The 22,811-nt window shown below is 71.7% G+C and carries 17 protein-coding genes; 7 read left to right on the top strand and 10 right to left on the bottom strand.

The genetic code is table 11. From position 1 onward, the window contains the following. Positions 1–4: 4 nt before the first annotated feature. On the bottom strand, positions 5–802 hold the full coding sequence (locus tag QIS99_RS26870; RefSeq protein WP_282516248.1) for a S1 family peptidase: 798 nt from the start codon (positions 800–802) through the stop codon (positions 5–7). A gap of 209 nt (positions 803–1,011) precedes the next feature. Between QIS99_RS26870 and QIS99_RS26865 the strand changes: the two genes are divergently transcribed. Then, positions 1,012–1,899, top strand: coding sequence for a hypothetical protein (locus QIS99_RS26865; protein ID WP_282516247.1), 888 nt, complete (start codon positions 1,012–1,014; stop codon positions 1,897–1,899). A gap of 128 nt (positions 1,900–2,027) precedes the next feature. On the opposite strand, the gene QIS99_RS26860 is transcribed toward QIS99_RS26865, so the two are convergent. The 9 genes from QIS99_RS26860 to QIS99_RS26820 all read right to left on the bottom strand — a co-directional run bounded on the left by QIS99_RS26860 (position 2,028) and on the right by QIS99_RS26820 (position 15,706). Then, positions 2,028–3,710, bottom strand: coding sequence for a DEAD/DEAH box helicase (locus tag QIS99_RS26860; protein ID WP_408909643.1), 1,683 nt, complete (start codon positions 3,708–3,710; stop codon positions 2,028–2,030). A gap of 100 nt (positions 3,711–3,810) precedes the next feature. Further along, on the bottom strand, positions 3,811–4,014 hold the full coding sequence (locus QIS99_RS26855; RefSeq protein ID WP_282516245.1) for a cold-shock protein: 204 nt from the start codon (positions 4,012–4,014) through the stop codon (positions 3,811–3,813). Between the two features lie 289 nt (positions 4,015–4,303). After that, the gene (locus tag QIS99_RS26850) at positions 4,304–5,029 is read right to left on the bottom strand and encodes a vWA domain-containing protein (protein ID WP_282516244.1); all 726 of its coding nucleotides are present in this window, start codon (positions 5,027–5,029) and stop codon (positions 4,304–4,306) included. A 100-nt stretch (positions 5,030–5,129) separates the two neighbouring features. After that, entirely contained in the window at positions 5,130–5,984 is an 855-nt protein-coding gene (locus QIS99_RS26845; RefSeq protein WP_408909641.1) for a carbohydrate ABC transporter permease, read from the bottom strand. Next, the gene (locus tag QIS99_RS26840; protein ID WP_282516243.1) at positions 5,981–7,018 is read right to left on the bottom strand and encodes a carbohydrate ABC transporter permease; all 1,038 of its coding nucleotides are present in this window, start codon (positions 7,016–7,018) and stop codon (positions 5,981–5,983) included. The genes QIS99_RS26845 and QIS99_RS26840 overlap by 4 nt, the downstream gene beginning before the upstream one ends. Positions 7,019–7,031: 13 nt before the next feature. Further along, the gene (locus QIS99_RS26835) at positions 7,032–8,327 is read right to left on the bottom strand and encodes a sugar ABC transporter substrate-binding protein (protein WP_282516242.1); all 1,296 of its coding nucleotides are present in this window, start codon (positions 8,325–8,327) and stop codon (positions 7,032–7,034) included. Between the two features lie 288 nt (positions 8,328–8,615). Continuing rightward, on the bottom strand, positions 8,616–10,076 hold the full coding sequence (locus QIS99_RS26830; RefSeq protein ID WP_282516241.1) for a glutamate synthase subunit beta: 1,461 nt from the start codon (positions 10,074–10,076) through the stop codon (positions 8,616–8,618). Then, positions 10,069–14,628, bottom strand: a complete 4,560-nt coding sequence (gene gltB, locus QIS99_RS26825; RefSeq protein WP_282516240.1) for a glutamate synthase large subunit — start codon at positions 14,626–14,628, stop codon at positions 10,069–10,071. Before gltB ends, QIS99_RS26830 begins: the two co-directional genes overlap by 8 nt. A gap of 346 nt (positions 14,629–14,974) precedes the next feature. Continuing rightward, positions 14,975–15,706, bottom strand: a complete 732-nt coding sequence (locus QIS99_RS26820; RefSeq protein WP_282516239.1) for a VIT1/CCC1 transporter family protein — start codon at positions 15,704–15,706, stop codon at positions 14,975–14,977. A gap of 264 nt (positions 15,707–15,970) precedes the next feature. Between QIS99_RS26820 and QIS99_RS26815 the strand changes: the two genes are divergently transcribed. From QIS99_RS26815 to QIS99_RS26790, 6 genes are read left to right on the top strand one after another with little or no spacing between them, the layout of a single operon-like run. After that, positions 15,971–16,972, top strand: a complete 1,002-nt coding sequence (locus QIS99_RS26815; RefSeq protein ID WP_282516238.1) for an ADP-ribosylglycohydrolase family protein — start codon at positions 15,971–15,973, stop codon at positions 16,970–16,972. Beyond that, positions 16,870–18,114 (top strand): ADP-ribosylglycohydrolase family protein, encoded by a 1,245-nt coding sequence (locus tag QIS99_RS26810; protein ID WP_408909642.1) that lies wholly within the window; start codon positions 16,870–16,872, stop codon positions 18,112–18,114. The genes QIS99_RS26815 and QIS99_RS26810 overlap by 103 nt, the downstream gene beginning before the upstream one ends. A 24-nt stretch (positions 18,115–18,138) precedes the next feature. Beyond that, entirely contained in the window at positions 18,139–19,317 is a 1,179-nt protein-coding gene (locus QIS99_RS26805; protein WP_282516236.1) for an ADP-ribosylglycohydrolase family protein, read from the top strand. After that, entirely contained in the window at positions 19,314–20,747 is a 1,434-nt protein-coding gene (locus QIS99_RS26800; protein WP_282516235.1) for an ADP-ribosylglycohydrolase family protein, read from the top strand. Before QIS99_RS26805 ends, QIS99_RS26800 begins: the two co-directional genes overlap by 4 nt. Next, complete coding sequence (locus QIS99_RS26795; protein WP_282516234.1) at positions 20,729–21,919, top strand: CaiB/BaiF CoA transferase family protein; 1,191 nt, start codon at positions 20,729–20,731, stop codon at positions 21,917–21,919. Before QIS99_RS26800 ends, QIS99_RS26795 begins: the two co-directional genes overlap by 19 nt. Continuing rightward, a complete protein-coding gene (locus QIS99_RS26790; protein ID WP_282516233.1) occupies positions 21,916–22,743 on the top strand; it encodes an HpcH/HpaI aldolase/citrate lyase family protein in 828 nt (275 codons plus the stop codon). Before QIS99_RS26795 ends, QIS99_RS26790 begins: the two co-directional genes overlap by 4 nt. Positions 22,744–22,811: the final 68 nt, after the last annotated feature.

The following is a 22,811-nucleotide window of genomic DNA, read 5'->3' as shown; positions in this document are numbered from 1 at the left end:
CGGCTCAGAGCTCCGCGGCCGCCTTCGCTATGTCCGCGTTGAAGTGCGACACCTCGGTGTAGACACCGGGCTTGCCGGGACGCGCGCAGCCCTCGCCCCAGCTGACGATGCCGACCTGGATCCACTGGTCGGAGTCGTCCTTGCGGAACATCGGGCCGCCCGAGTCGCCCTGGCAGGTGTCGACGCCGCCCTCGTCGATGAAGCCCGCGCACATCTCCTCGGCCTCGATGAGGTTCGAGTACGCCTTCTTGCAGGTGGCGTCGTCGACGAACGGGACGGTGGCCTTCAGCAGGTGCTGCTGCTGGCTGCCGCCCTCCTTGTCGGCGCCCCAGCCGGCGATGGTGAAGTCGCCCTTGTTGTAGGCGTCCGAGTCGGCCGTCTTCAGGGTGGGGATGCCGAGCGGCTTGTCCAGCTTGATCAGCGCCCAGTCCTTGCCGTTGCCGTCGTAGCCCGGGGCCTGCAGGACCTTGGTGGACTTCGCGGTGACCGCGTCCGGGGACTCCAGGTCCACGACGCCGCCGGTGGCGGTGATGGACGTGTTCTCACCCGAGCCGTCGACACAGTGCGCGGCGGTCAGGACGATGTCCTCGGCGTACATGGAACCGCCGCAGCCCATGGAAAGCCGCACCATGAACGGGAATTCGCCCTGTTCGGCCTTGGTGCCGCCGACGACGCGGGTGGAGGGGCCGCCGCCGTTGTCGGTGTACGCCTGGGCCGAGGACAGGGGCTGCAGGCTGACGGCGGCGAGGGTGACGGCGCCCAGAGCGGCAGCTCTCTTGAATGAACCAAAGGGGTTCTTCAACTGTCTTCCTTTCGTGGGGGGTTGCACGCGCGAGGCGCCACCCGGCCGAAGGTGATCGGCATGGGCATGCCAAGTGCGTGTGTCGGATTATTGAGGGCCGCACGGCGCAGGGGCAAGGGCCAGTTTCAGGTCAGGAGGAACATCACGTTTCGTGACGAACCCCCGTACAGTGGAAGTACCTTGACCGACGGCTGAGGGCGGGTGCGGGTGTGACGTACGGCAGTGACGGACGCCCCGTCGAGCACGGATTCCCGCACCTGGACACCGTGCGGGCGGCGATCAACGCCCTGTACCGCCGACTCACCCCCGAGGCGCTGCGCACGTTCGACAGCAGCGTGGCCCCGGCGGACGTGGCCTTCTCCGACCAGGACGACCTGCACCTGGGTGTGCAGCGGGTGGCCCGCGCGATGGTGCAGCACCTGCGGCTGCCGGACGCCCGGATGATCGTGAGTTTCCGTACGATGGAACACGCCGCGAACGTCGAACTGGCCGCGGGGCCCGAGTACTTCATCGAGCTGAACGACCGCTTCCGCACGCACCGCAGGGACATCGGCGCGGCCCTCGCCCACGAGGTCATGCACGTCTACCTGCACCGCATCGACCTCGCCTTCCCCGGCACTCGCGGCAACGAGATCCTCACCGACACCGCCACGGCCTACCTCGGCGCGGGCTGGCTGCTCCTGGACGCCTTCCGCGAGGACGGCACGTCGTCGCAGAAGCTCGGCTATCTCACCCCGGAGGAGTTCGGGTACGTCCTGGCCAAGCGGGCGGCGGTCTTCGACGAGGACCCGGCGATCTGGTTCACCAGCCCGCAGGCGTACACGGCGTACGCGAAGGGCCACGAGCTCGCCCGGCAGGACACCCGGCAGCCCCCGCTGACCGCGGCCGGCTGGGCGGGCCGGCACCACTACGCCAAGGCCCGCCGCCACGCCACGACCTCACCCTCCGGCGCCGCCCGCTACCGCTTCGACCCGGGCCCCCCGCTCCGCGTCACCTTCCCGTGCCCCACCTGCGAGCAGCGCAACCGCGTCCCGGTCCGGGGCAGGGTCCGCGCGCGCTGCGGGCTGTGCGGGACGGTGCTGGAGTGCGACACGTAGGGGCCGTCTTGGGCGTACGGGGCTCGGGCGTACGGGGGCCTGGGTGTACGGGGGCCTCGGCTGTATGGGGGCCTCGGCTGTACGGGGCCCCGCGCCCGCAAGGCCCCGTGCCGGGGATCAGCCGAAGGTCAGGCGGCCGTGCGGCGGCCGGTGCCGCCCTGGGGCCTGCGGCCTCGGCCGCCACCCGAACTGCGGCGCGCGCCACCGGGCTTGGCGCCGGACGCGCCACCGGCGCCCCCGCCCCGGGCGGCCGAACCGCCGGTGCCCGTGCCCCGCGTGCCCGAGCCGCCTGTGGTCGCGGAGCCGTTGCCCGTACGCGCGCCGCGTCCGCCGCCCCCGGAACCCGACCGGGAACGGGACCGCGACCCGGAGCGCGACCGCGACGAACCGGAAGAACCCGATGAACCCGACGACCGCGCGCCCGAGGACCGGGCGGGCTGCTGCTGCGGCTCCGGCGCCGGCAGGGTCACCGGCACGCCCGACGGCTCGCGCGCGCCCGTGATCCGTACCAGCTCCTCGTCCGTGGAGCGGATGCGGGTGGTGGCCGCGTCGATGCCGGCGACCGACATCAGGCGGCTCATCTCGCGCTTCTCCTCGGGCAGGACGAGCGTGACGACGCTGCCGGAGGCGCCCGCGCGGGCCGTGCGGCCGCCGCGGTGCAGATAGTCCTTGTGGTCCGTCGGCGGGTCCACGTTCACGACCAGGTCCAGGTCGTCGACGTGGATGCCGCGCGCGGCGACGTTGGTGGCGACGAGCGCGGTGACGACGCCGGTCTTGAACTGCTCCAGGGTGCGGTTGCGCTGCGACTGCGAGCGCCCGCCGTGCAGCGCGGCCGCGGGCACGCCCTGGCCGAGGAGCCGCTTCGCGAAGCGGTCGGCGGCGCGCTTGGTGTCGACGAAGAGGATCACGCGGCCGTCACGGGCGGCGATCCGCAGGGCGACGGCCTTCTTGTCGGTCTCGTCGGCGACGTGCAGCACGTGGTGGTCCATGGTGACGACCGCGCCCGCGGACGGGTCGACGGAGTGCACCACGGGGTCGCTGAGGAACATCCGCACGAGCCGGTCGATGTTCTTGTCGAGCGTCGCGGAGAAAAGCAGCCGCTGACCGTCCGGCTCGACCTGCTTCAACAGGGCCGTGACCTGCGGCATGAAGCCCATGTCGGCCATCTGGTCGGCCTCGTCGAGGACGGTGACCGACACGTCGCCGAGCGTGCAGTCGCCGCGGTCGATGAGGTCCTTGAGGCGTCCGGGTGTGGCCACGACGACTTCGGCGCCGCGCCGCAGCGCCCCGGCCTGCCGCCCGATGGAGAGCCCCCCGACGACGGTCGTGAGGCGTATCCGCAGCGCGTCGGCGTACGGGGTGAGGGCGTCGGTGACCTGCTGGGCGAGCTCGCGCGTCGGTACGAGGACCAGGGCGAGCGGCGCCTTGGGTTCGGCGCGGCGGCCCGCGGTGCGGGCGAGCAGGGCGAGGCCGAAGGCGAGGGTCTTGCCGGAGCCGGTGCGGCCGCGGCCGAGCAGGTCACGGCCGGCGAGCGAGTTGGGCAGCGTCGCGGCCTGGATCGGGAAGGGCTCGGTGACGCCCTGGGCGGTGAGGGTGCCGAGCAGCGCCTCGGGCAGGTCGAGCTCCGCGAAGGAGGTCACGGCGGGCAGTGCGGGCGTGATCGACTCCGGTACGGCGAACTCGCCCTGCGGGGGCACGGTGCGGCGGGGCGTGGCCGCCCTGCGCCGGTTGGTGTTGCCGCCGTTCCTCGTACCGTTGCCGCCGTTCCTGGTGCCGCGGGCGGGACGTGCGGAGCTGGTCGTGCCGATGATGCCCTCCTGGAGCGTTGCGCCCTCGACCTGAGGACGGCAGCGAACGGGGCCCGCACCGATCGGTGCGGGCCCCGGTCACGGGATGCGAGTCCCCCTGGCGTCAGGCCGGGAGGATGTTCTCCGCCTGCGGGCCCTTCTGGCCCTGCGTGACGTCGAAGGTGACCTTCTGGCCCTCGTGCAGCTCACGGAAGCCCTGGGTCGCGATGTTGGAGTAGTGGGCGAAGACGTCGGCGCCGCCGCCGTCCTGCTCGATGAAGCCGAAGCCCTTTTCCGAGTTGAACCACTTCACGGTTCCGGTGGCCATGTTTATCTCCTTGATGGGGGCAGATCGGAAGCCCGCCGGGTGCGAGCCTCCTGTCGCGCGTTGAGCCCCGTCCGGAGCGGCCGGAATAGAAACCGGAACGGCCGGAAAACAGAAATGCGCCTGAGGTTCATTCCCGTCAGGCGCACATAAAGTTCATGGGTACCAAAACTGCAACCCCGCCACCCTAACACGCCTTCGCCGCATGCCCTCACTCTCCCCCTCACCCTCACCCTCGCCCTCACCCTCACCCTCGCTCTCGTCGTCGTCGTCGAGGGAGAGGGAGCCGCCGCTAAGCGGGCACGATCCCCACGCCCCGCGCCGCCCGCAGCCAGGACGGAAACTCCCCGACCAGCCGGTCGTACAGCACCGCGTCCGGAACCGAGCACGGATCGGCCCCCGCGTGGAAGAACCCCGCGTTGTCCACGACCCGCCGCCCCGGCACGGGCAGCTCGTCGAGCTTGCGCAGGAAGTCGAACTGCTTGCTGTCCGGGTCGCCGAAGCCGATGAACTGCCAGAACAGCGGGAGCTTCGCCGCCTTGCAGAGCCAGCGCTCGGCGGCCGGGCGGCTGATCGGCCCGCCGTCGGTCTGGAAGACGACCAGGGCGGGGTCCTTCGCACCGCTGTCGAGGTAGTGGTCGATGACCGCGTCCATGGCCAGGTGGTAGCTGGTCTTGCCCATGTGCCCGAGCCGGGACACGATCCGCTCGACGCTGCCCTCGTGGGCGTCGAGGGCGATCGCGTCGACGGCGTCGATGTCGGTGGAGAAGACCACCGTCGGCACCCGCCCGTCGTCGTCCAGGTGCGCGGAGAGCCCGAGGACCCGCTCGGCGAGCGCCTGCACGGTGCCGTCCTTGTAGTACGGGCGCATCGAGCCGGAGTAGTCGAGGACCAGGTACACCGCCGCCCGCGCCGAGTCCAGGCCGTGCTTGGCGAGGCTGACGCCGGCGCGCTTGTAGAGGTCGACGAGGGCGGGGGCCGTCTCCTCGACCTTGCGCAGCGAGATGGCGGACGACATGCGGCGACTCCTGTCAGCAAAGACGGCCCTGCTCCGGCCCGTCGAGGTTACGGAAGCGGGCCCCCGCCGCGAAACGGGGGCCCGCACGGCGACAGGCGGCTCAGCCCTTGACCGCCCCCGCCGCGAGCCCGGAGCCGAGCTTGCGGTGGACCACGACGAAGAAGATCATCACGGGCACCGTGACCAGCATGGAGCTGGCCATCACCGGACCCCAGGCCGTCGAGTTCTCGCCGAAGAACTGGTAAATGCCCACGGCTGCCGTGTACTTGTCGCTGCCCTTCATGAAGGTGTACGCGAACACGAACTCGTTCCACGCGGTGATGAACGCGAAGATCGACGTGGCCACGAGACCGGGCGCGACCAGCGGCAGCAGCACCGACCAGAACATCCGCGGCCAGGACGCCCCGTCGATGTACGCGGCCTCCTCGACCTCCTTCGGCACGGTCGCCACGAATCCGCGCAGCGTCCAGATCGCGAACGGCAGCGAAAGCGCGATGTAGACGACGCTCAGGCCGAGCAGCGAGTTGAGCATGTCGTAGTCCCGCATCTGGATGAAGAGCGGGATGACCAGGGCTTCGAGCGGCACCATCTGCACGATCAGGATCATGATCAGTACGGAGGTCCGGAAGCGGAACCTGAACCGGGCCACCGCGATCGCCGCGAACAGCGAGAGCAGCGCGGCGGCGAGGATGGTGGCGCCGCCGACGATCACCGAGTTCAGCAGGTACGTACCGAAGTTGCCGCGCTCGAAGACCAGTTGGAAGTGGTCGAAGGTGACCCCACTGGGCAGCAGGTCGGAGCCGCGGGTGAGGGCCTTCGGGTCGAACGCGGTGGAGACCATCCAGTAGACGGGGAAGAGGGTGAAGACGAGGAGCGCGGCGACGGCGGCGCCGAGCCCGAGACGGCGCACGGCCGAGTCGGCCGCACCCTTGGGATGGCTCTGCAGGCTGCTCACAGCTCCTCCTCCCCCTGCCGGAACAGCGTCCGGATGTAGACGACGGTGATGGCCAGCAGCAGCAGCGTGAGCAGGACGGCGGCCGCCGAGCCCATCCCGTAGTCGTTCTTGGCGAAGGCCTCGATGTACGAGAAGACGCCGAGGTTGTAGACGTCCGGGTTGGAGCCGTTGCCGCCCGGCATCAGGAAGATCTGCGTGAAGACCTTGAAGTCCCAGATGGTCGACAGGATCGTGACGACGAGGAAGACCGGCTTGATGGTCGGCACGGTGATCTTCCAGAACCGCTGCCAGGCGTTGGCGCCGTCCAGCATGCCCGCCTCGTACAGCTCCTTGGGGATGGTGAGGAGCCCGGCGAGGACGGTGATGGCGACGAACGGGAAGCCGTGGTGGACCACGTTGAGGGTGGCGATGGCGTAGAACGGCAGGCGTTCGGTGAACCAGTTGGTGGTCGCCGGGTCGATCAGGCCGATGGCGCCCGCGAGCTGGGAGAACAGCCCGTCCTGCGGCTGGAACAGCCAGATCCAGACGTAGGTGCCGGTGACGGCGGGCATCGCCCAGGCGGCGAGGATCGCCACCGAGCAGATCAGCCGCCAGGTGGTGCCGAGCCGGTTGAGGAGCAGCGCGACGAGCGTGCCGAGGGCGATGGTCAGGCCGACACAGGCGACCGCGAAGAACACGGTGTTGGGCAGCACCGTCTTCCACAGCAGTCCGCTGGTGAGCAGGTCGGCGTAGTGGTCGAGGCCGGTGAAGGTGCCGACGCCGCCGCCGAACTTCACCTCGTAGTCCTGCAGGGACAGCTTGCCGACCTGGATCAGCGGCCAGAGCAGCAGCCCGGCCAGGACGAGCAGGGCGGGCGCCAACAGCAGCCAGGGGCGGGTGAGTTCGATGCGCCGGCGGCGGCGGAGCGCGGCCGTGTCGGGGGTGGGGTGCGCGGGGGCGGGGGCGGGGCGGCCTGCGGGCCGGGTGTCCCCGGCCTCCGGTGCGCCGCCTCCGCCGGTGGGCGTCTTGCTGTGCTTGTTCTTTACCGTCGTCACCTACGAGCCGTCCTCACTCGTCCTTGGCGAAGATCGCGTCCATGTCCTTGGCGGCCTTGTCGGCGGCCTCCTGGACGCTCGCCTTGCCGCTCAGGATCGACTGGATCATGCGGGGGATGACCTGCGAGGCCTGGATCTCGCCGTACGCCTTGGTCTTGGGGACGGTCGCGCCGGCCTCCAGCATCTGCTTCGCGAACGGCTCGACCAGCGGGTCATTCTTCGCGGCGACCTTCTCCAGCTCGGAGTTCTGGCCGGGGAAGTAGTTGGTCTGCTCGGCCCACTTGGCGGCGAACTTGCCGGTGGTCAGGAGCTTCACGAACTCCCAGGCCAAGTCCTTGTTCTCGGTGTTGAAGGTGGAGAGGTAGGAGCCGCCGAGGAAGGACCGGCTCATGCCGCCGTCCTGGCCGGGGATGGGGATCGCGGCGAGCTTGCCCTTGAGGTCGGGGTTGGCCTCGATGATGGCCTTCGGGGTCCAGTTGCCGCCGATGGACATCGAGATCTGGCCCTTGTTCCAGGCGTCGCCGACCTCCTTCTCGGTCCAGGTGTTCACCTTGGCCGGGGACAGCTTCTCCTTGGTGGCGAGGCCGGTGTAGTACGCGATGCCCTCGACGGACTTCGGCGAGTTGATCGCCGACTTCCACTTGCCGTCCTTCTCGGTGGCGAGTTCGCCGCCCGCGCCCCAGATGAACGCGGTCGCGAACATCTCGGCGCCGCCCGCGACGGGGAAGGCGACCTTGTCGGGCTCCTTCTCCTTGAGCGTCTTCGCGGCGGCGGTGAGTTCCTTCCAGTTCGTCGGCGGCTTGATCTTGTGCTTCTCGAACAGGTCCTTGCGGTACACGACCGAGCGGACGCCCGCGTACCAGGGCATGCCGTACTGCTTGCCGTCGAGCGTGCCCGCGTCCTTCAGGCCCTCGACCAGGTCGTCGCTGAGCCCGGACTCCTCGACCTTGTCGGTGACGTCGACGAGGGCGCCGGTCTCGGCGAACTGCGGCACCCAGGTGGTGCCGACCTCGGCGACGTCCGGGACCTGGCCGGCGCCGCCCTCGATCGCGGTCGTGAACTTCTTCTGGGCGGTGGCCCACTGCTGGTACTCGACCTTGATGTTTGCGCCGGTCTTCTTCTTGAACGCCGCCGCGGCCTCCTTGAAGAAGGGCCGCGCGTCAGGGTTCGTGCCCTCCATGATCCATACGGTGAGGGTCTTGCCCTTGCCGTCGGTGGCGGAGTTTTCCCCGCCCGACCCCTCGCCGCATGCCGTCGCGGTCAGGCCGAGCGTCAGGGCGATCCCCGCCGCGATGACACGTCGCTTCATACCGGCGCCTCCTGGATGGCGGTCCAAACGGAGGTCCCGGTGAACGACCCCCGTAGTGAGTGATTCTCGCCACGCGGGATCCAAGCGGTCTAGACCCATCCGGATACGCGGCCGAACCGTGACTCTCATTGCGGGGTCTGCAACATGCGCTCACGCCGTTGCGGAGGCCGCAATGACAGGGGGCGGACATGCCGCAGCGCCCGCCCTGGCGTCCGGTCGGGGACAGTCGGGCAGGCGCTGCGTCAGGTCCGTACGCCGTTGTACGGAGCGTCGGTGGGGCCGTACGAACTACACCGTGAGGGCGCGGTCCGTGGGCCGGATGGGGGCGGGGAGGTCCGACGCCCCGGTGAGGAAGCGGTCCACGCCGTGGGCGGCGGAGCGGCCCTCGGCGATGGCCCAGACGATGAGGGACTGGCCGCGGCCGGCGTCACCGGCGACGTACACGCCGGGGACGTTGGTCTGGAAGTCGGCGTCGCGGGCCACGTTGCCGCGGGCGTCGAGCTCCAGGCCGAACTGCGAGACGAGGCCGTTCTCCTGGTCGGTGCCGGTGAAGCCCATGGCGAGGGTGACCAGCTGCGCCGGGATCTTCCGCTCGGTGCCGGGCTTCTGCGCCGGCTTGCCGTCCTTGAACTCCACCTCGACGAGGTGCAGGAACTGGACGTTGCCGTCCTCGTCGCCCTCGAAGTGGGTGGTGGAGACGGAGTAGACCCGCTCGCCGCCCTCCTCGTGCGCGGAGGTGACCTTGTAGAGCATCGGGAACGTCGGCCAGGGCTGGCCCTCGTTCCGCTCCTCGCCCGGCTTGGGCATGATCTCCAGCTGCGTGACGGAGGCCGCGCCCTGGCGGTGGGCCGTACCGACGCAGTCCGCGCCGGTGTCGCCGCCGCCGATCACGACGACGTGCTTGCCCTCGGCGGTGATCGGGGGCGCGACGTAGTCGCCCTCCTGCACCTTGTTGGCGAGCGGCAGGTACTCCATCGCGAAGTGGATGCCGTTCAACTCGCGGCCGGGGACCGGGAGATCGCGGGAGACCGTGGCGCCCGCGGCGATCACGACGGCGTCGTACCGCTTGCGGAGCTTCGCGGCGTCGATGTCGCGGCCGATCTCGATCTCGGTGCGGAACTTGGTGCCCTCCGCGCGCATCTGCTCGATACGGCGGTTGATGTGCCGCTTCTCCATCTTGAACTCGGGGATGCCGTAGCGGAGCAGGCCGCCGATACGGTCCGCGCGCTCGTAGACGGCGACGGTGTGACCGGCCCGCGTGAGCTGCTGGGCGGCCGCGAGGCCCGCCGGGCCCGAGCCGATGACCGCGACCGTCTTGCCGGACAGGCGCTCCGGGGCCTGCGGCGCGACATCGCCGCGGTCCCACGCCTGGTCGATGATCGAGACCTCGACGTTCTTGATGGTCACGGCCGGCTGGTTGATGCCGAGGACGCACGCCGACTCACAGGGCGCCGGGCAGAGGCGGCCCGTGAACTCCGGGAAGTTGTTGGTGGCGTGCAGACGCTCCTGCGCCGCCGACCAGTCCTCGCGGTACGCGTAGTCGTTCCACTCGGGGATCAGGTTCCCGAGCGGGCAGCCGTTGTGGCAGAACGGGATGCCGCAGTCCATGCAGCGCGAGGCCTGCTTGGAGATGATCGGGAGCAGCGAGCCGGGAACGTAGACCTCGTTCCAGTCGCGCACCCGCTCCTCGGTGGGGCGGGTCTCGGCGACCTCGCGGCCGTGGTTGAGGAAGCCCTTCGGGTCAGCCATTGATCGCCGCCTCCATCATCTTCTCGTGGGTCTCGGACTCGGGGAGCCCGGCCAGCTCGGCGGCGTCCTTGGCGGCGAGCACTGCCTTGTACGTACTGGGGATGATCTTGCTGAAGCGTTCCACCGAGGTGGACCACTCGGCGAGCAGCTTCTCGGCGACCGTGGAGCCGGTCTCCTCCTGGTGGCGGCGCACGACCTCGTGCAGCCACTGCTTGTCGGTGTCGTCCAGGGCCTCGACGGCCGCGGCGTTACCGGAGTTGACGTTGTCGGTGTCCAGGTCGATGACGTACGCGACACCGCCGGACATGCCCGCCGCGAAGTTGCGGCCGGTCTCGCCGAGGACGACCGCCTGGCCTCCGGTCATGTACTCGCAGCCGTGGTCGCCCACGCCCTCGGAGACGACCGTGGCGCCGGAGTTGCGGACGCAGAAGCGCTCGCCGACCCGGCCGCGGAGGTAGATCTCGCCGCCGGTCGCGCCGTAGCCGATGGTGTTGCCGGCGATGGTCGAGTACTCGGCGAGGTGGTCGGCGCCGCGGTCCGGGCGGACCACGAGGCGGCCGCCGGAGAGTCCCTTGCCGACGTAGTCGTTGGCGTCGCCCTCCAGGCGCAGCGTCACACCGCGCGGCACGAACGCGCCGAAGGACTGGCCCGCGGAGCCGGTGAAGGTGATGTCGACGGTGTCGTCGGGCAGGCCCGCGCCGCCGAACTTCTTCGTCACCTCGTGGCCGAGCATGGTGCCGACCGTGCGGTTGATGTTGCGGATCGCGACCTGGGCGCGGACGGCCTGGGCCTCCTGCGCGCTGTTCGCGGCGAGGGCGTCGGCGGAGAGCTTGATCAGCTCGTTGTCGAGCGCCTTCTCCAGGCCGTGGTCCTGCTCGACCAGCTGGTGCCGTACGGCGCCCGAGGGCAGCTCGGGCACGTGGAACAGCGGGTCCAGGTCGAGGCCCTGGGCCTTCCAGTGGTTCACGGCCCGCTCGGTGTCGAGGAGTTCGGCGTGGCCGACGGCCTCCTCGATGGAGCGGAAGCCAAGCTCGGCGAGGAGTTCGCGGACCTCCTCGGCGATGAACTCGAAGAAGTTCACGACGTACTCGGCCTTGCCGGAGAACCGGTCCCGCAGGGTCGGGTTCTGGGTGGCGATGCCGACCGGGCAGGTGTCCAGGTGGCAGACGCGCATCATGACGCAGCCGGAGACGACGAGCGGCGCGGTCGCGAAACCGAACTCCTCGGCGCCGAGCAGCGCGGCGATGATCACGTCACGGCCGGTCTTCAGCTGGCCGTCGGTCTGCACGACGATGCGGTCGCGCAGTCCGTTGAGCAGCAGCGTCTGCTGGGTCTCGGCGAGGCCCAGCTCCCAGGGACCGCCCGCGTGCTTCAGCGAGGTCAGCGGCGAGGCGCCCGTACCGCCGTCGTGGCCGGAGATCAGGACCACGTCCGCGTGCGCCTTGGAGACACCCGCGGCGACCGTGCCGACGCCGACCTCGGAGACCAGCTTCACGTGGATGCGGGCCGAGGGGTTGGCGTTCTTGAGGTCGTGGATCAGCTGAGCCAGGTCCTCGATGGAGTAGATGTCGTGGTGCGGCGGCGGGGAGATGAGCCCCACGCCGGGCGTCGAGTGCCGCGTCTTGGCGACCCACGGGTAGACCTTGTGGCCGGGCAGCTGGCCGCCCTCGCCGGGCTTGGCGCCCTGGGCCATCTTGATCTGGATGTCGTCGGCGTTGACCAGGTACTCCGAGGTCACACCGAAGCGGCCGGAGGCGACCTGCTTGATGGACGACCGCCGCGCCGGGTCGTACAGGCGCTCCGGGTCCTCGCCGCCCTCACCGGTGTTGGACTTGCCGCCCAGCTGGTTCATGGCGATGGCGAGGGTCTCGTGCGCCTCGCGGGAGATCGAGCCGTACGACATGGCGCCGGTGGAGAAGCGCTTGACGATCTCGGAGGCGGGCTCGACCTCGTCGATGGAGATCGCTTCCCGGTCCGACTTGAAGCCGAACAGGCCGCGCAGCGTCATCAGGCGCTCGGACTGCTCGTTGACGCGGTCCGTGTACTGCTTGAACACGTCGTACTTGCGCTGCCGCGTGGAGTGCTGGAGGCGGAACACCGTCTCCGGGTCGAACAGGTGCGGCTCGCCCTCGCGGCGCCACTGGTACTCGCCGCCTATCTCCAGGGCGCGGTGCGCGGAGGGGACGCCGGAGGCGGGGTAGGCCTTGGCGTGGCGGGCGGCGACCTCGCCGGCGACCACGTCGATGCCGACGCCGCCGATCTTGGTGGTGGTGCCGTTGAAGTACTTGTCGACGAAGGCCTGGTCGAGACCGACACCCTCGAAGACCTGCGCGCCGCGGTACGAGGCGACGGTGGAGATGCCCATCTTCGACATGACCTTGAGGACGCCCTTGCCGAGGGCGTAGATCAGGTTCCGGATGGCCTGCTCGGCCTCGATGCCGGGGAGGAACGTACCGGCACGGACCAGGTCCTCGACGGACTCCATCGCCAGGTACGGGTTCACGGCGGCGGCGCCGTAGCCGATGAGCAGGGCGACGTGGTGGACCTCGCGGACGTCACCGGCCTCGACGAGCAGGCCGACCTGGGTGCGCTGCTTCGTACGGATGAGGTGGTGGTGGACGGCGGCGGTGAGCAGCAGCGACGGGATCGGGGCGTGCTCGGCGTCCGAGTGGCGGTCGGAGAGCACGATCAGGCGGGCGCCGCCCTCGATGGCCGCGTCGGCCTCGCCGCAGATCTCCTCGATGCGGGCGGCGAGGGAGTCGCCGCCGCCGGAGACCCGGTACAGGCCGGAGAGCGTCACGGCCTTCATGCCGGGCATGTCGCCGTCGGCGTTGATGTGGATGAGCTTGGCCAGCTCGTCGTTGTCGATCACCGGGAAGGGCAGGGTGACGCTCCTGCAGGAAGCCGCAGTGGGCTCAAGGAGGTTGCCCTGCGGGCCGAGCGAGGAGTGCAGCGAGGTGACCAGCTCTTCGCGGATGGCGTCGAGCGGCGGGTTGGTGACCTGCGCGAACAGCTGCGTGAAGTAGTCGAAGATCAGCCGGGGGCGCTCGGACAGGGCCGCGATCGGGGTGTCCGTACCCATCGAGCCGATCGGCTCCGCGCCGGCCTTGGCCATCGGCGTGAGCAGGACGCGCAGCTCCTCCTCGGTGTAGCCGAAGGTCTGCTGGCGGCGGGTGACCGAGGCGTGGGTGTGCACGATGTGCTCGCGCTCGGGCAGGTCGGAGAGCTCGATCTCGCCGGCCTCCAGCCACTCCTGGTACGGCTGCTCGGCGGCGAGGGCGGCCTTGATCTCGTCGTCCTCGACGATGCGGTGCTCGGCGGTGTCGACGAGGAACATCTTGCCGGGCTGCAGGCGGCCCTTGCGGACGACCTTCGACGGGTCGATGTCGAGGACGCCGACCTCGGAGCCGAGGACGACGAGGCCGTCGTCGGTGACCCAGTAGCGGCCGGGGCGCAGACCGTTGCGGTCGAGGACCGCGCCGACCTGGGTGCCGTCGGTGAAGGTGACACAGGCCGGGCCGTCCCAGGGCTCCATCATCGTGGAGTGGAACTGGTAGAAGGCGCGCCGGGCCGGGGCCATCGAGGCGTGGTTCTCCCAGGCCTCGGGGATCATCATCAGGACGGAGTGCGGCAGCGAACGGCCGCCCAGGTGCAGGAGCTCCAGGACCTCGTCGAAGGACGCGGAGTCGGAGGCGTCCGGGGTGCAGACGGGGAAGATCCGGTCCAGCTTCTCGTTACCGAAGAGGTCGGACACGAGCTGCGACTCGCGGGCCCGCATCCAGTTGCGGTTGCCCTTGACGGTGTTGATCTCACCGTTGTGCGCGACGAAGCGGTACGGGTGCGCGAGCGGCCACGACGGGAAGGTGTTCGTGGAGAAACGGGAGTGCACGAGCGCGACGGCCGAGCCGAGGCGGCGGTCGGACAGGTCCGGGAAGAAGGGCTCCAGCTGGCCGGTGGTCAGCATGCCCTTGTAGACGATCGTGCGGGCGGACAGCGACGGGAAGTACGTCGCGGCCTCGCGCTCGGCACGCTTGCGCAGGACGAAGGCCTTGCGGTCGAGCGCGATGTCCGTGCTGCTGCCGTCACCCACGAAGATCTGCCGGAAGACCGGCATCGTGGAGCGGGCGGAGGCGCCGAGCAGCTCGGGCGCGACCGGCACGTCACGCCAGCCGAGGACGTTCAGGCCCTCTTCGGCGGCGATGGCCTCGATGCGCGCGGCGGTCTCGTCCGTGCCCTCGGTCGGCAGGAAGGCGATACCGACGGCGTACGCGCCCGCCTCCGGCAGCTCGAAGCCGGCGGCCTCGCGCAGGAAGGCGTCCGGTACCTGCAGCAGGATGCCGGCGCCGTCACCCGAGTCGGGCTCGGAGCCGGTGGCGCCGCGGTGCTCCAGGTTGCGCAGAACGGTGAGCGCCTGCTCTACCAGCTCATGGCTGGCAACACCAGTGAGGGTGGCCACGAACCCGACACCACAGGCGTCGTGTTCGTTACGGGGGTCGTACATCCCCTGGGGGGCGGGGCGACCGTCCATGGGCGACCAGGCGTCGGAACGCATCGGCACTCCCGTCGTCGTCGAGGCAAATGTGCAGTGTGTGCATGTGCCGAGGGACGACGTTGGCCCTCGCGGTGCGCAAAATTTCGTGCAGATTACATGATGGCGGCCTTCTCGAAAACCGGATACTTCGTTCCATCATGCGGACACCACCGAGCTGGCTCATGCGGTGAATTGGGGGTCGATCCGGACAGATCAACGACCGTGGACCCGAGACCGAAGGGAATGCGGATCCGATGACGCAGAGGCTTCGTTGCCCGAGCGCTTACGGCTCATGCCCAGCGATCACGTAACCGAAACCGCCGAGTAATGATTGGTTATGCAGCCCTCTGCATAGACCTTCGTATGCTCATCCTAGAGCGGTTCCGAAGAGTGTGCCCAGGACGTACGTCACACCGGCCGCCGCACCACCGAGCGCGAGCTGCCGCAGACCGCTGAACCACCAGGACCGCGCGGTCACCCGGGCCACCACCGCACCGCAGGCGAAGAGCCCGAGCAGCGCGAGCACCACGGCCGGCCACAGCGCGTTGGCACCGAGCAGATACGGCAGTACGGGAAGCAGCGCGCCGAGCGCGAACGCACCGAACGACGAGGCCGCGGCCACCACCGGCGAGGGCAGGTCGCCGGGGTCGATGCCCAGCTCCTCGCGGGCGTGGATCTCCAGGGCCTGCTCGGGGTCGTGGGACAGCTGCCGCGCGACCTCGCGGGCGAGCCCCGGCTCGACGCCGCGCGACACGTACAGCTCGGCGAGCTCCTGCTCCTCGTCCTTCGGGTGTTTGCGCAGCTCCCGCCGCTCGATGTCCAACTCGGCCTGGACCAGCTCGCGTTGGGAGGCGACGGAGGTGTACTCGCCGGCGGCCATGGAGAACGCGCCGGCCGCGAGCCCGGCGAGTCCGGTGATGACAAGGGTCTGCTGCGACACCGAACCGCCCGCGACACCCGTCATCAGCGCCAGGTTGGACACGAGCCCGTCCATCGCGCCGAACACCGCGGGCCGCAGCCAGCCGCCGTTGACGTCGCGGTGGGTGTGGTTGTCCCGGTGGGCCTCGTGCAGCGTGGCTTCGTTGTCGATGATCGCCATCGGCGGCCGTTCTCCCTTCTCCGGAGCCGGGTTCCCAGACCCCTCGCTCCCCCTCCGGAGCCCGCCCCCGCGGACCCCCTCACGCAGTCGAAAGTACGCCCGAAAAATCGCTCTCGCCAGCAAGGAAGGCCGTACTTACCAGGGCTTTCGACCCTCCGCGGAAGGGTCGTCCGACCCGGTTGGGGACCCCTCCGGGGAGCCGTCGAAGGGGTGACGTACGCGGCCCTGCGGGCCCTGGGCGCGCTCGCGTGGAACGCATCTGCCATGGCGTCGATTGCATGCGATTTCCCGGTACCCGCACCCGGCGACGCGGCGGAGCTCCGGCCCCGCGCCCGCGGCGCGCTGCTCGGCCTCGCGGTCGGTGACGCGCTCGGTGCCCCCGTGGAGAACATGAAGCCCTCGGAGATCCGCCGCCGTTGGGGCCGGGTCGAGGGCTTCGTCACGGACGACCCGGCGGGCACGGACGACACGGAGTACGCGATCTTCTCCGGTCTGCTGCTCGCCCGGCACGGCTCGGCGCTGACCGTGGCGCACGCGGAGAAGGCCTGGCACCGGTGGATCGCGGACGTCGACGAGGGCCCGTTCCGCGGCGCCGGTTTCAGCGAACGCGGCACCCTGGAGAACCTCCGCCGGGGCCTCGCCGCACCCGTCACCGCCCAGCACCGGCACGCCTGGAGCGACGGCCTCGCGATGCGCGCGGCCCCCTTCGGCGTCTTCGCCGCGGGCGACCCGGCCGAGGCCGCGCGCCTGGTCGCCATCGACGGCACGGTCAGCCACGACGGCGAGGGCATCTACGGCGGGCAGGCGATCGCGGCGGGTGTCGCGGCCGCGATGGCCGGCGAGGGCCCGGCGGCCGTCATCGGTGCGGCGCTCTCGGTGATCCCCCTGGACTCCTGGACGTCCCGCTCGCTGCGCCGCGCGGTGGTGGCCGCGCCGGGCGGCGAACGCGCGGTCCGCAAGGCGGTGGTGATCGGCGGCTACCCGTGGACGGACCTCGCCCCGGAGGCGGTCGGCCTCGCCTTCGGCGCGTTCGCCGCGGCCCACGGCGACTTCCGCGAGGCGGTCCTGAGCGCGGTCAACATGGGCCGCGACGCGGATACGACGGCGGCCCTCGCGGGCGCGCTCGCGGGCGCGGCCCGCACGATCACCGCGATCCCCCCGGACTGGGCCACCGCCATCGGCCCGGTCCGCGGCACCTGCCTCCCGTCGATGGCGGGCTACCACGTCCTGGACATCGCGGACTTGCTGACACCGGAGGAATCATGACGGTTGAGGCCGGGGCGGACCGCCCCCGGGCGACCCCACCCACCCGCACCCGGCTCCAGGGCCTCCTCCTCGGCCTCGCCGCGGGCGACGCGGCCGGCTGGCCCGCGGCCCGGCACAGAGCGGCACGCATGCCGGAGTGGACCCGGCGGCTGACCCGGGAACTCGACACGTTCGCCGAGCAGAACGCCACCACCACCCTCCCCGTCCCCATCGCCCTCAACCAGCCTCCCGAACCCCTCCGCCTCGGCCCCTCCGACGACGCCGAGTGGGCGGCGTACACCGCAACCGCCGTACTGGCGGCCGCAGCTGACGGGACAGCAGACGTACGCGCCGCCATCGACCACCACTGGCAGATCCTCGCCGCCCAGATCGCCGCGGCAGCGGACCGCGCCCCCGAGGTCGAGTCGGCGCGGATCCCGCTGCGCGCCCGGATCTCCGTACGCGCCGGGCTCGGCAACCTCGCCACCGGTCTGCGCCCGCCCGCGACCGGGCACGACAACCCGCACTTCTTCGACGACGCGGCCTGCGTACGCGCCGCCGTGCTCGCCGCCGTCCACCCCGGCAACCCGCAAGCCGCCGCGGCCCTCGCCGAGTTCGACGCCCGCTACACGCAGGACGGCGACGGCGTGCACGGCGCCCGCGCGCTCGCCGCCGCGGTGGCCGTGGCGCTCGTACGGCCCGACGTGGACGCCGCCGTCGACGCCGCCCTCGACCAGCTCCCGCACGAGACCGAGATCGGCCGCAACGCCCGCCTCGCCGTGCATCTCGCGCGGCACAACGAGGAGAACGGCACCTTCGCGCTCGTACCGCTCCTGGAACACCAGATCGTGGACCACGTCTACAGCTACGGGATCGCCGCCGCCGAGACCGTGCCGGTGGCGCTCGCCCTGGCCACCGCCGCGCGCGGCAGCCTCGCCGAGGCCGTGCCCGCGGCCGCCTGCCTGTCGCGGGTCGCGGACTCGGCGCCGGCGCTCGCGGGCGCCCTGACCGGTGCGCTCGGCGGCGCGGAGTGCGTGCCGAAGAGCTGGCGGGACGCCTGCCGGACGCTGTCGGGCTGTGCGCTGCCCCGGCTCGCCGGGACCGATCTGGTGGAGCTGGGCACCGAACTGGCCGACCTGCTGTCGCGCCCCCGCCACAACTGACCGCTCCGGGTGGACACTCCGCCCATGACGGACACCACGGACACCACACCCCAGGCCCGCAGGCCCACCCTCGACGAACGCATCACCGCGAGCCTCGTCGGCGCGGCCGTCGGCGACGCGCTCGGCGGACCCGTCGAGGGCTGGACGCCCGAGCAGATCACCGAGCGGCACGGCGGCCGGGTACGCGGCATCGTCGGCCCCTGGCACGGCGACGACTGGCGCACCGCCCGGCCGATCGCCCCGTACCACAAGGGCGACGGGCACATCACGGACGACACCTTGATGACGCACGCCCTGGTCCGCGTGTACGCCACGGTCCGCGACCACCTCGACGCGTACGCCCTCGCCGACCACCTGGTCCCCGACCTGATGGGCACGCCCCGCTGGATCCCCGACCTTGAGACCGAGGCGCTGCCGTTGCAGCGGATCTTCCTCGCCGAGAAGTGGCTGGTGGCGCGGCTGCACTACGGCCATGTCGACCCGCGCGAGGCCGGCGCCGGCAACATCGTCAACTGCGGTGCGGCGATGTACATGGCGCCGGTCGGCCTGGTCAACGCGGCCGACCCGCGCGCCGCCTACGCCGAGGCCGTGGACCTCGCGGGCGCGCACCAGTCCTCGTACGGCAGGGAGGCGGCCGGAGTCTTCGCGGCGGCGGTCGCGGCGGCCTGCTCGCCGGAGGCCAGCCCCGCCTCCGTCGTGGACGCCTGCCTGCGCCTCGCCAAGGACGGCACGCGCGCGGCGATCGAGGCGGTCTGCGAAGTCGCCGTACGCCACCAGGACTTCGAGACCGCGCTCCGCCCGCTGCGCGAGGCCGTAGCCCCCTTCGACACGGTCGGCCCCGACTACCGCTCCCCCTCACTCGGCGCCCGCCGCCCCTCCCGCCTGCACGCCATCGAGGAGCTGCCCGTCGCGCTCGGCATGCTCCTTGTCGGCGCGGGCGACTACCGGCGTACGGTGCTCGGCTCCGTCAACTACGGCCGGGACTGCGACTCGATCGCCACGATGGGCGGCGCGATCGCGGGCGCCCTCGGCTCCGGGCCGCCGGAGGACTGGGCGAAGCAGGTCTCCGAGGCCAGCCGGCTCGACCTGCACGCGCCCGCGGAACTCCTGGCGGCCGTCGCCCGCGAGGTGTTCGCCCGCGACCTGGAGCGCCGGGCGGCACACGCGGACGCCTTCCAGCTGCTCGCGGGCGACCCGGCATGAGCGCGGACACGGCGCTCATGGGTACGGCCACGGCGCTGCGGCTGACCTGGGTGCAGCCCGAGGACCTGCTCGGGCACGAGCTGCGCCAGGCCGCCGAGGACGGCCGGGACGCCGGAGCCGTCGCGGGCGTCGAGGACCGCTGGCGCACGGCGGGCGGCGCCCCGGCCCCCGTACGCGCGGGCGCGGCCACCACCCCCGCCGCCCCGGGACTGCGCCGCCTGGCCGTCCGGCTCCTCGACGAACTGGCCGGTCTTGAGCCCGCCCGGGCCGCGGAAGAACCCACCGGGCTGCCCGGCATCAAGGCGCTCTGCGGTACGCGCTGGCCCGCCCCCGGCCCCGCCCCCGGCTGCGATCTCGACCGGCTGCACGCCGCCTGGCTGGGCCGCGCCGTGGGCTGTCTGCTCGGCAAGCCGGTGGAGAAACTGCCGCTCACCGGCATCCGCGCCCTCGCCCGCGCCACCGGCAACTGGCCCCTCACCGGCTACTTCACCGCCCGCGGCCTGCCCCCGGCGCTCGCCGCCGCGTACCCGTGGAACCGGCGCAGCGCCGCCACCTCGCTCGCCGAGAACATCGACGGCATGCCGGAGGACGACGACCTCAACTACCCGCTCCTCAACCTGGAGTTGCTGCGCCGGTACGGCCCCGGCTTCAGCACCCGGGACGTGGCCGCGCTCTGGCTGGACGAGCTGCCGGCCGGCCGTACGTTCACCGCCGAGCGGGTCGCGTACCGCAATCTCCTCGACGGGATCGAGCCCCCGGACACCGCACGCCACCGCAACCCGTTCCGCGAGTGGATCGGCGCCCTCATCCGTGCCGACGTGCACGGCCTCACCCACCCCGGCGACCCCGGCGCCGCCGCCGAACAGGCCCACCGGGACGCGGTCCTCACGCACACCGCGAACGGGGTGTACGGCGCGATGTTCGCGGCCGCCGCGATCGCCGCGGCCGCGGGCGGCAGCGCCGAGGTGCAGGGTGTGCTGCGCGCCGGGCTCGCCGTCGTACCGCCCGGCTCCCGGCTCGCGCGGGCCGTGCGGCACGGCATCCGGCTCGCCCGTACGCACACCGCGTTCGACACGGTCGTGGACACCCTGCACGCCGCGTACGGCGCGCACCACTGGGTGCACGTCGTGCCCAACGCCGCGCTGCTCGCCGCCGCGCTCACCCACGCCGACGGGGACTTCGACGGCTCGGTGACGCGGGCGGTGTCGGGCGGCTGGGACACGGACTCGGTCGGCGCCACGGCGGGCGCGGTCGCGGGCCTGCTCGCGGGCTCCGCGGACGCGATCGACCCGCGCTGGACGACCCCGCTGAAGAACCGCCTCGCCACCTCTCTCACCGACTTCGACGGCATCGGCTTCGACGAGCTGGCCCGCCTGACGTACGAGCTCGCTCCGCACCTGGAGGACCCCGCATGCACACCCCGCCCCTGAAACCCCTCCGCGTCCTCGACCTCGCCACCCTCTTCGCCGGCCCCCTAGCCGCCACCATGCTCGGCGACTTCGGCGCCGAAGTGATCAAGGTGGAACATCCGCGGCGCCCCGACCCGTCCCGCGGTCACGGCCCCGCCAAGGACGGCGTCGGCCTCTGGTGGAAACTCCTCGGCCGCAACAAGCGCACCGTCACCCTCGACCTCTCCACCGAAGGCGGCCGCACCACACTGCTTCGCCTCGCCGCCTCCGCGGACGTCGTGATCGAGAACTTCCGCCCCGGCACCCTGGAGCGCTGGGGCCTCGGCTGGGACGAGCTCAGCGCCGCCAACGAGCGGTTGGTGCTGGCCCGGGTCACCGGCTTCGGCCAGTTCGGCCCGTACTCGCACCGCCCCGGCTTCGGCACCCTCGCCGAGGCCATGAGCGGCTTCGCGGCGATCACGGGTGAGCCGGACTCCCCGCCGACCCTCCCCCCGTTCGGCCTCGCCGACTCCATCGCCGGTCTGGCCACCGCGTACGCGATCATGACCGCGCTGGCCGCGCGCACCGCCACCGGCCGGGGCCAGGTCGTCGACATGGCGATCATCGAGCCGATCCTCACGGTCCTCGGCCCGCAGCCGCTCTGGTACGACCAGCTCGGCTTCGTCCAGCCGCGCACCGGCAACCGCTCCACCAACAACGCGCCCCGCAACACCTACCGCACCGCCGACAGCCGCTGGGTGGCCGTCTCCACCTCCGCGCAGTCCATCGCGGAGCGCGTCCTGCACCTGGTCGGCCGGGCCGACCTGATCGACGAGCCCTGGTTCGCCACCGGCACGGACCGCGCCGCGCACGCCGACGTCCTGGACGAGGCCGTCGGCGACTGGATCGCCCGGCACACCCGCGACGAGGTGATCGCCGCCTTCGAGAAGGCCGAGGCGGCCCTCGCCCCGATCCACGACGTACGGGACGTGCTCGCCGATCCGCAGTACGCGGCGCTCGACTCGGTCACGACCGTCGACGACCCGGAACTCGGAGCGATCCGGATGCAGAACGTCCTCTTCCGCCTCTCCTCCACGCCGGGCGCGATCCGCTGGGCGGGCCGCCCGCACGGAGCCGACACGGAGGCGGTCCTGGCCGAACTCGGCCTGGGCGACGAGGAGATCGCCGAGCTGCGGAAGACGGGTGCCGTATGACTGCCGCACCGATCCTGACCTGGCTGTACGTCCCGGGGGACCGCCCCGCCACGGTCGCCAAGGCGCTCGCGTCGGGTGCGGACGCGGTCGTGGTGGACCTGGAGGACGCGGTGGCGTCCGACCGCAAGGAGTACGCCCGTGCCGCCACCGCCGAGCTGCTCAGCGGCCGCCATCCGGTGCCGGTGCACGTCCGCGTCAACGCCCTTGGCGGGCCGTACGCCGGGGCCGATCTGCTCGACCTCACCGGGCTGCCGGGCCTCTCGGGCCTGCGGCTGCCGAAGGTCACGGACCCCGGCCAGCTGGTCCGGGTCGCCGAACTCACGGACTCCCTGCCGCTGTTCGCCCTGCTCGAATCGGCCCTCGCCATCGAGCGCGCGTACACCCTCGCCACCGCGCATCCCGCCCTGCGCGGCCTCGCCCTGGGTGAGGCGGACCTCCGGGCCGACCTGGGGACGAGCGACTCCGGCCTGGACTGGGTCCGCTCCCGCGTGGTCTGCGCGAGCCGCGCGGCGGGCCTCGCTCCCCCGGCCCAGTCGGTCCACCCCGACATCCTGGACCTGGACGGCCTCGCCGCGTCCTGCGCCCACGGGCGAGCCCTCGGCTTCCTCGGGCGGGCGGCGATCCACCCGCGCCAGCTGCCGGTGATCGAGCGGGCCTACCTGCCGGATCCGGCGGAGCTTGCGGCGGCGGAGGAGATCGTCAAGGCGGTGGAGGCGGCGGGGACCGGTGCGTTGGCCCTCCCCGACGGCCGGTTCGTGGACGCAGCGGTGGTGGCCGCGGCCCACCGTGTCCTGGCGCTGCGGGACCGCGCCGCCCGCACGTAGGTGTCCGGGACGGGGCGGGACGGGGCGTGACTGGACGGGGCGTGACTGGACGGGGCGGGACTGGACGG

Source organism: Streptomyces solicavernae, from assembly GCF_029968095.1.
Lineage (GTDB): Bacteria > Actinomycetota > Actinomycetes > Streptomycetales > Streptomycetaceae > Streptomyces > Streptomyces solicavernae.
Note: the sequence above shows the minus strand (reverse complement) of the source record. Positions and strands in the feature narration are given on the sequence as shown.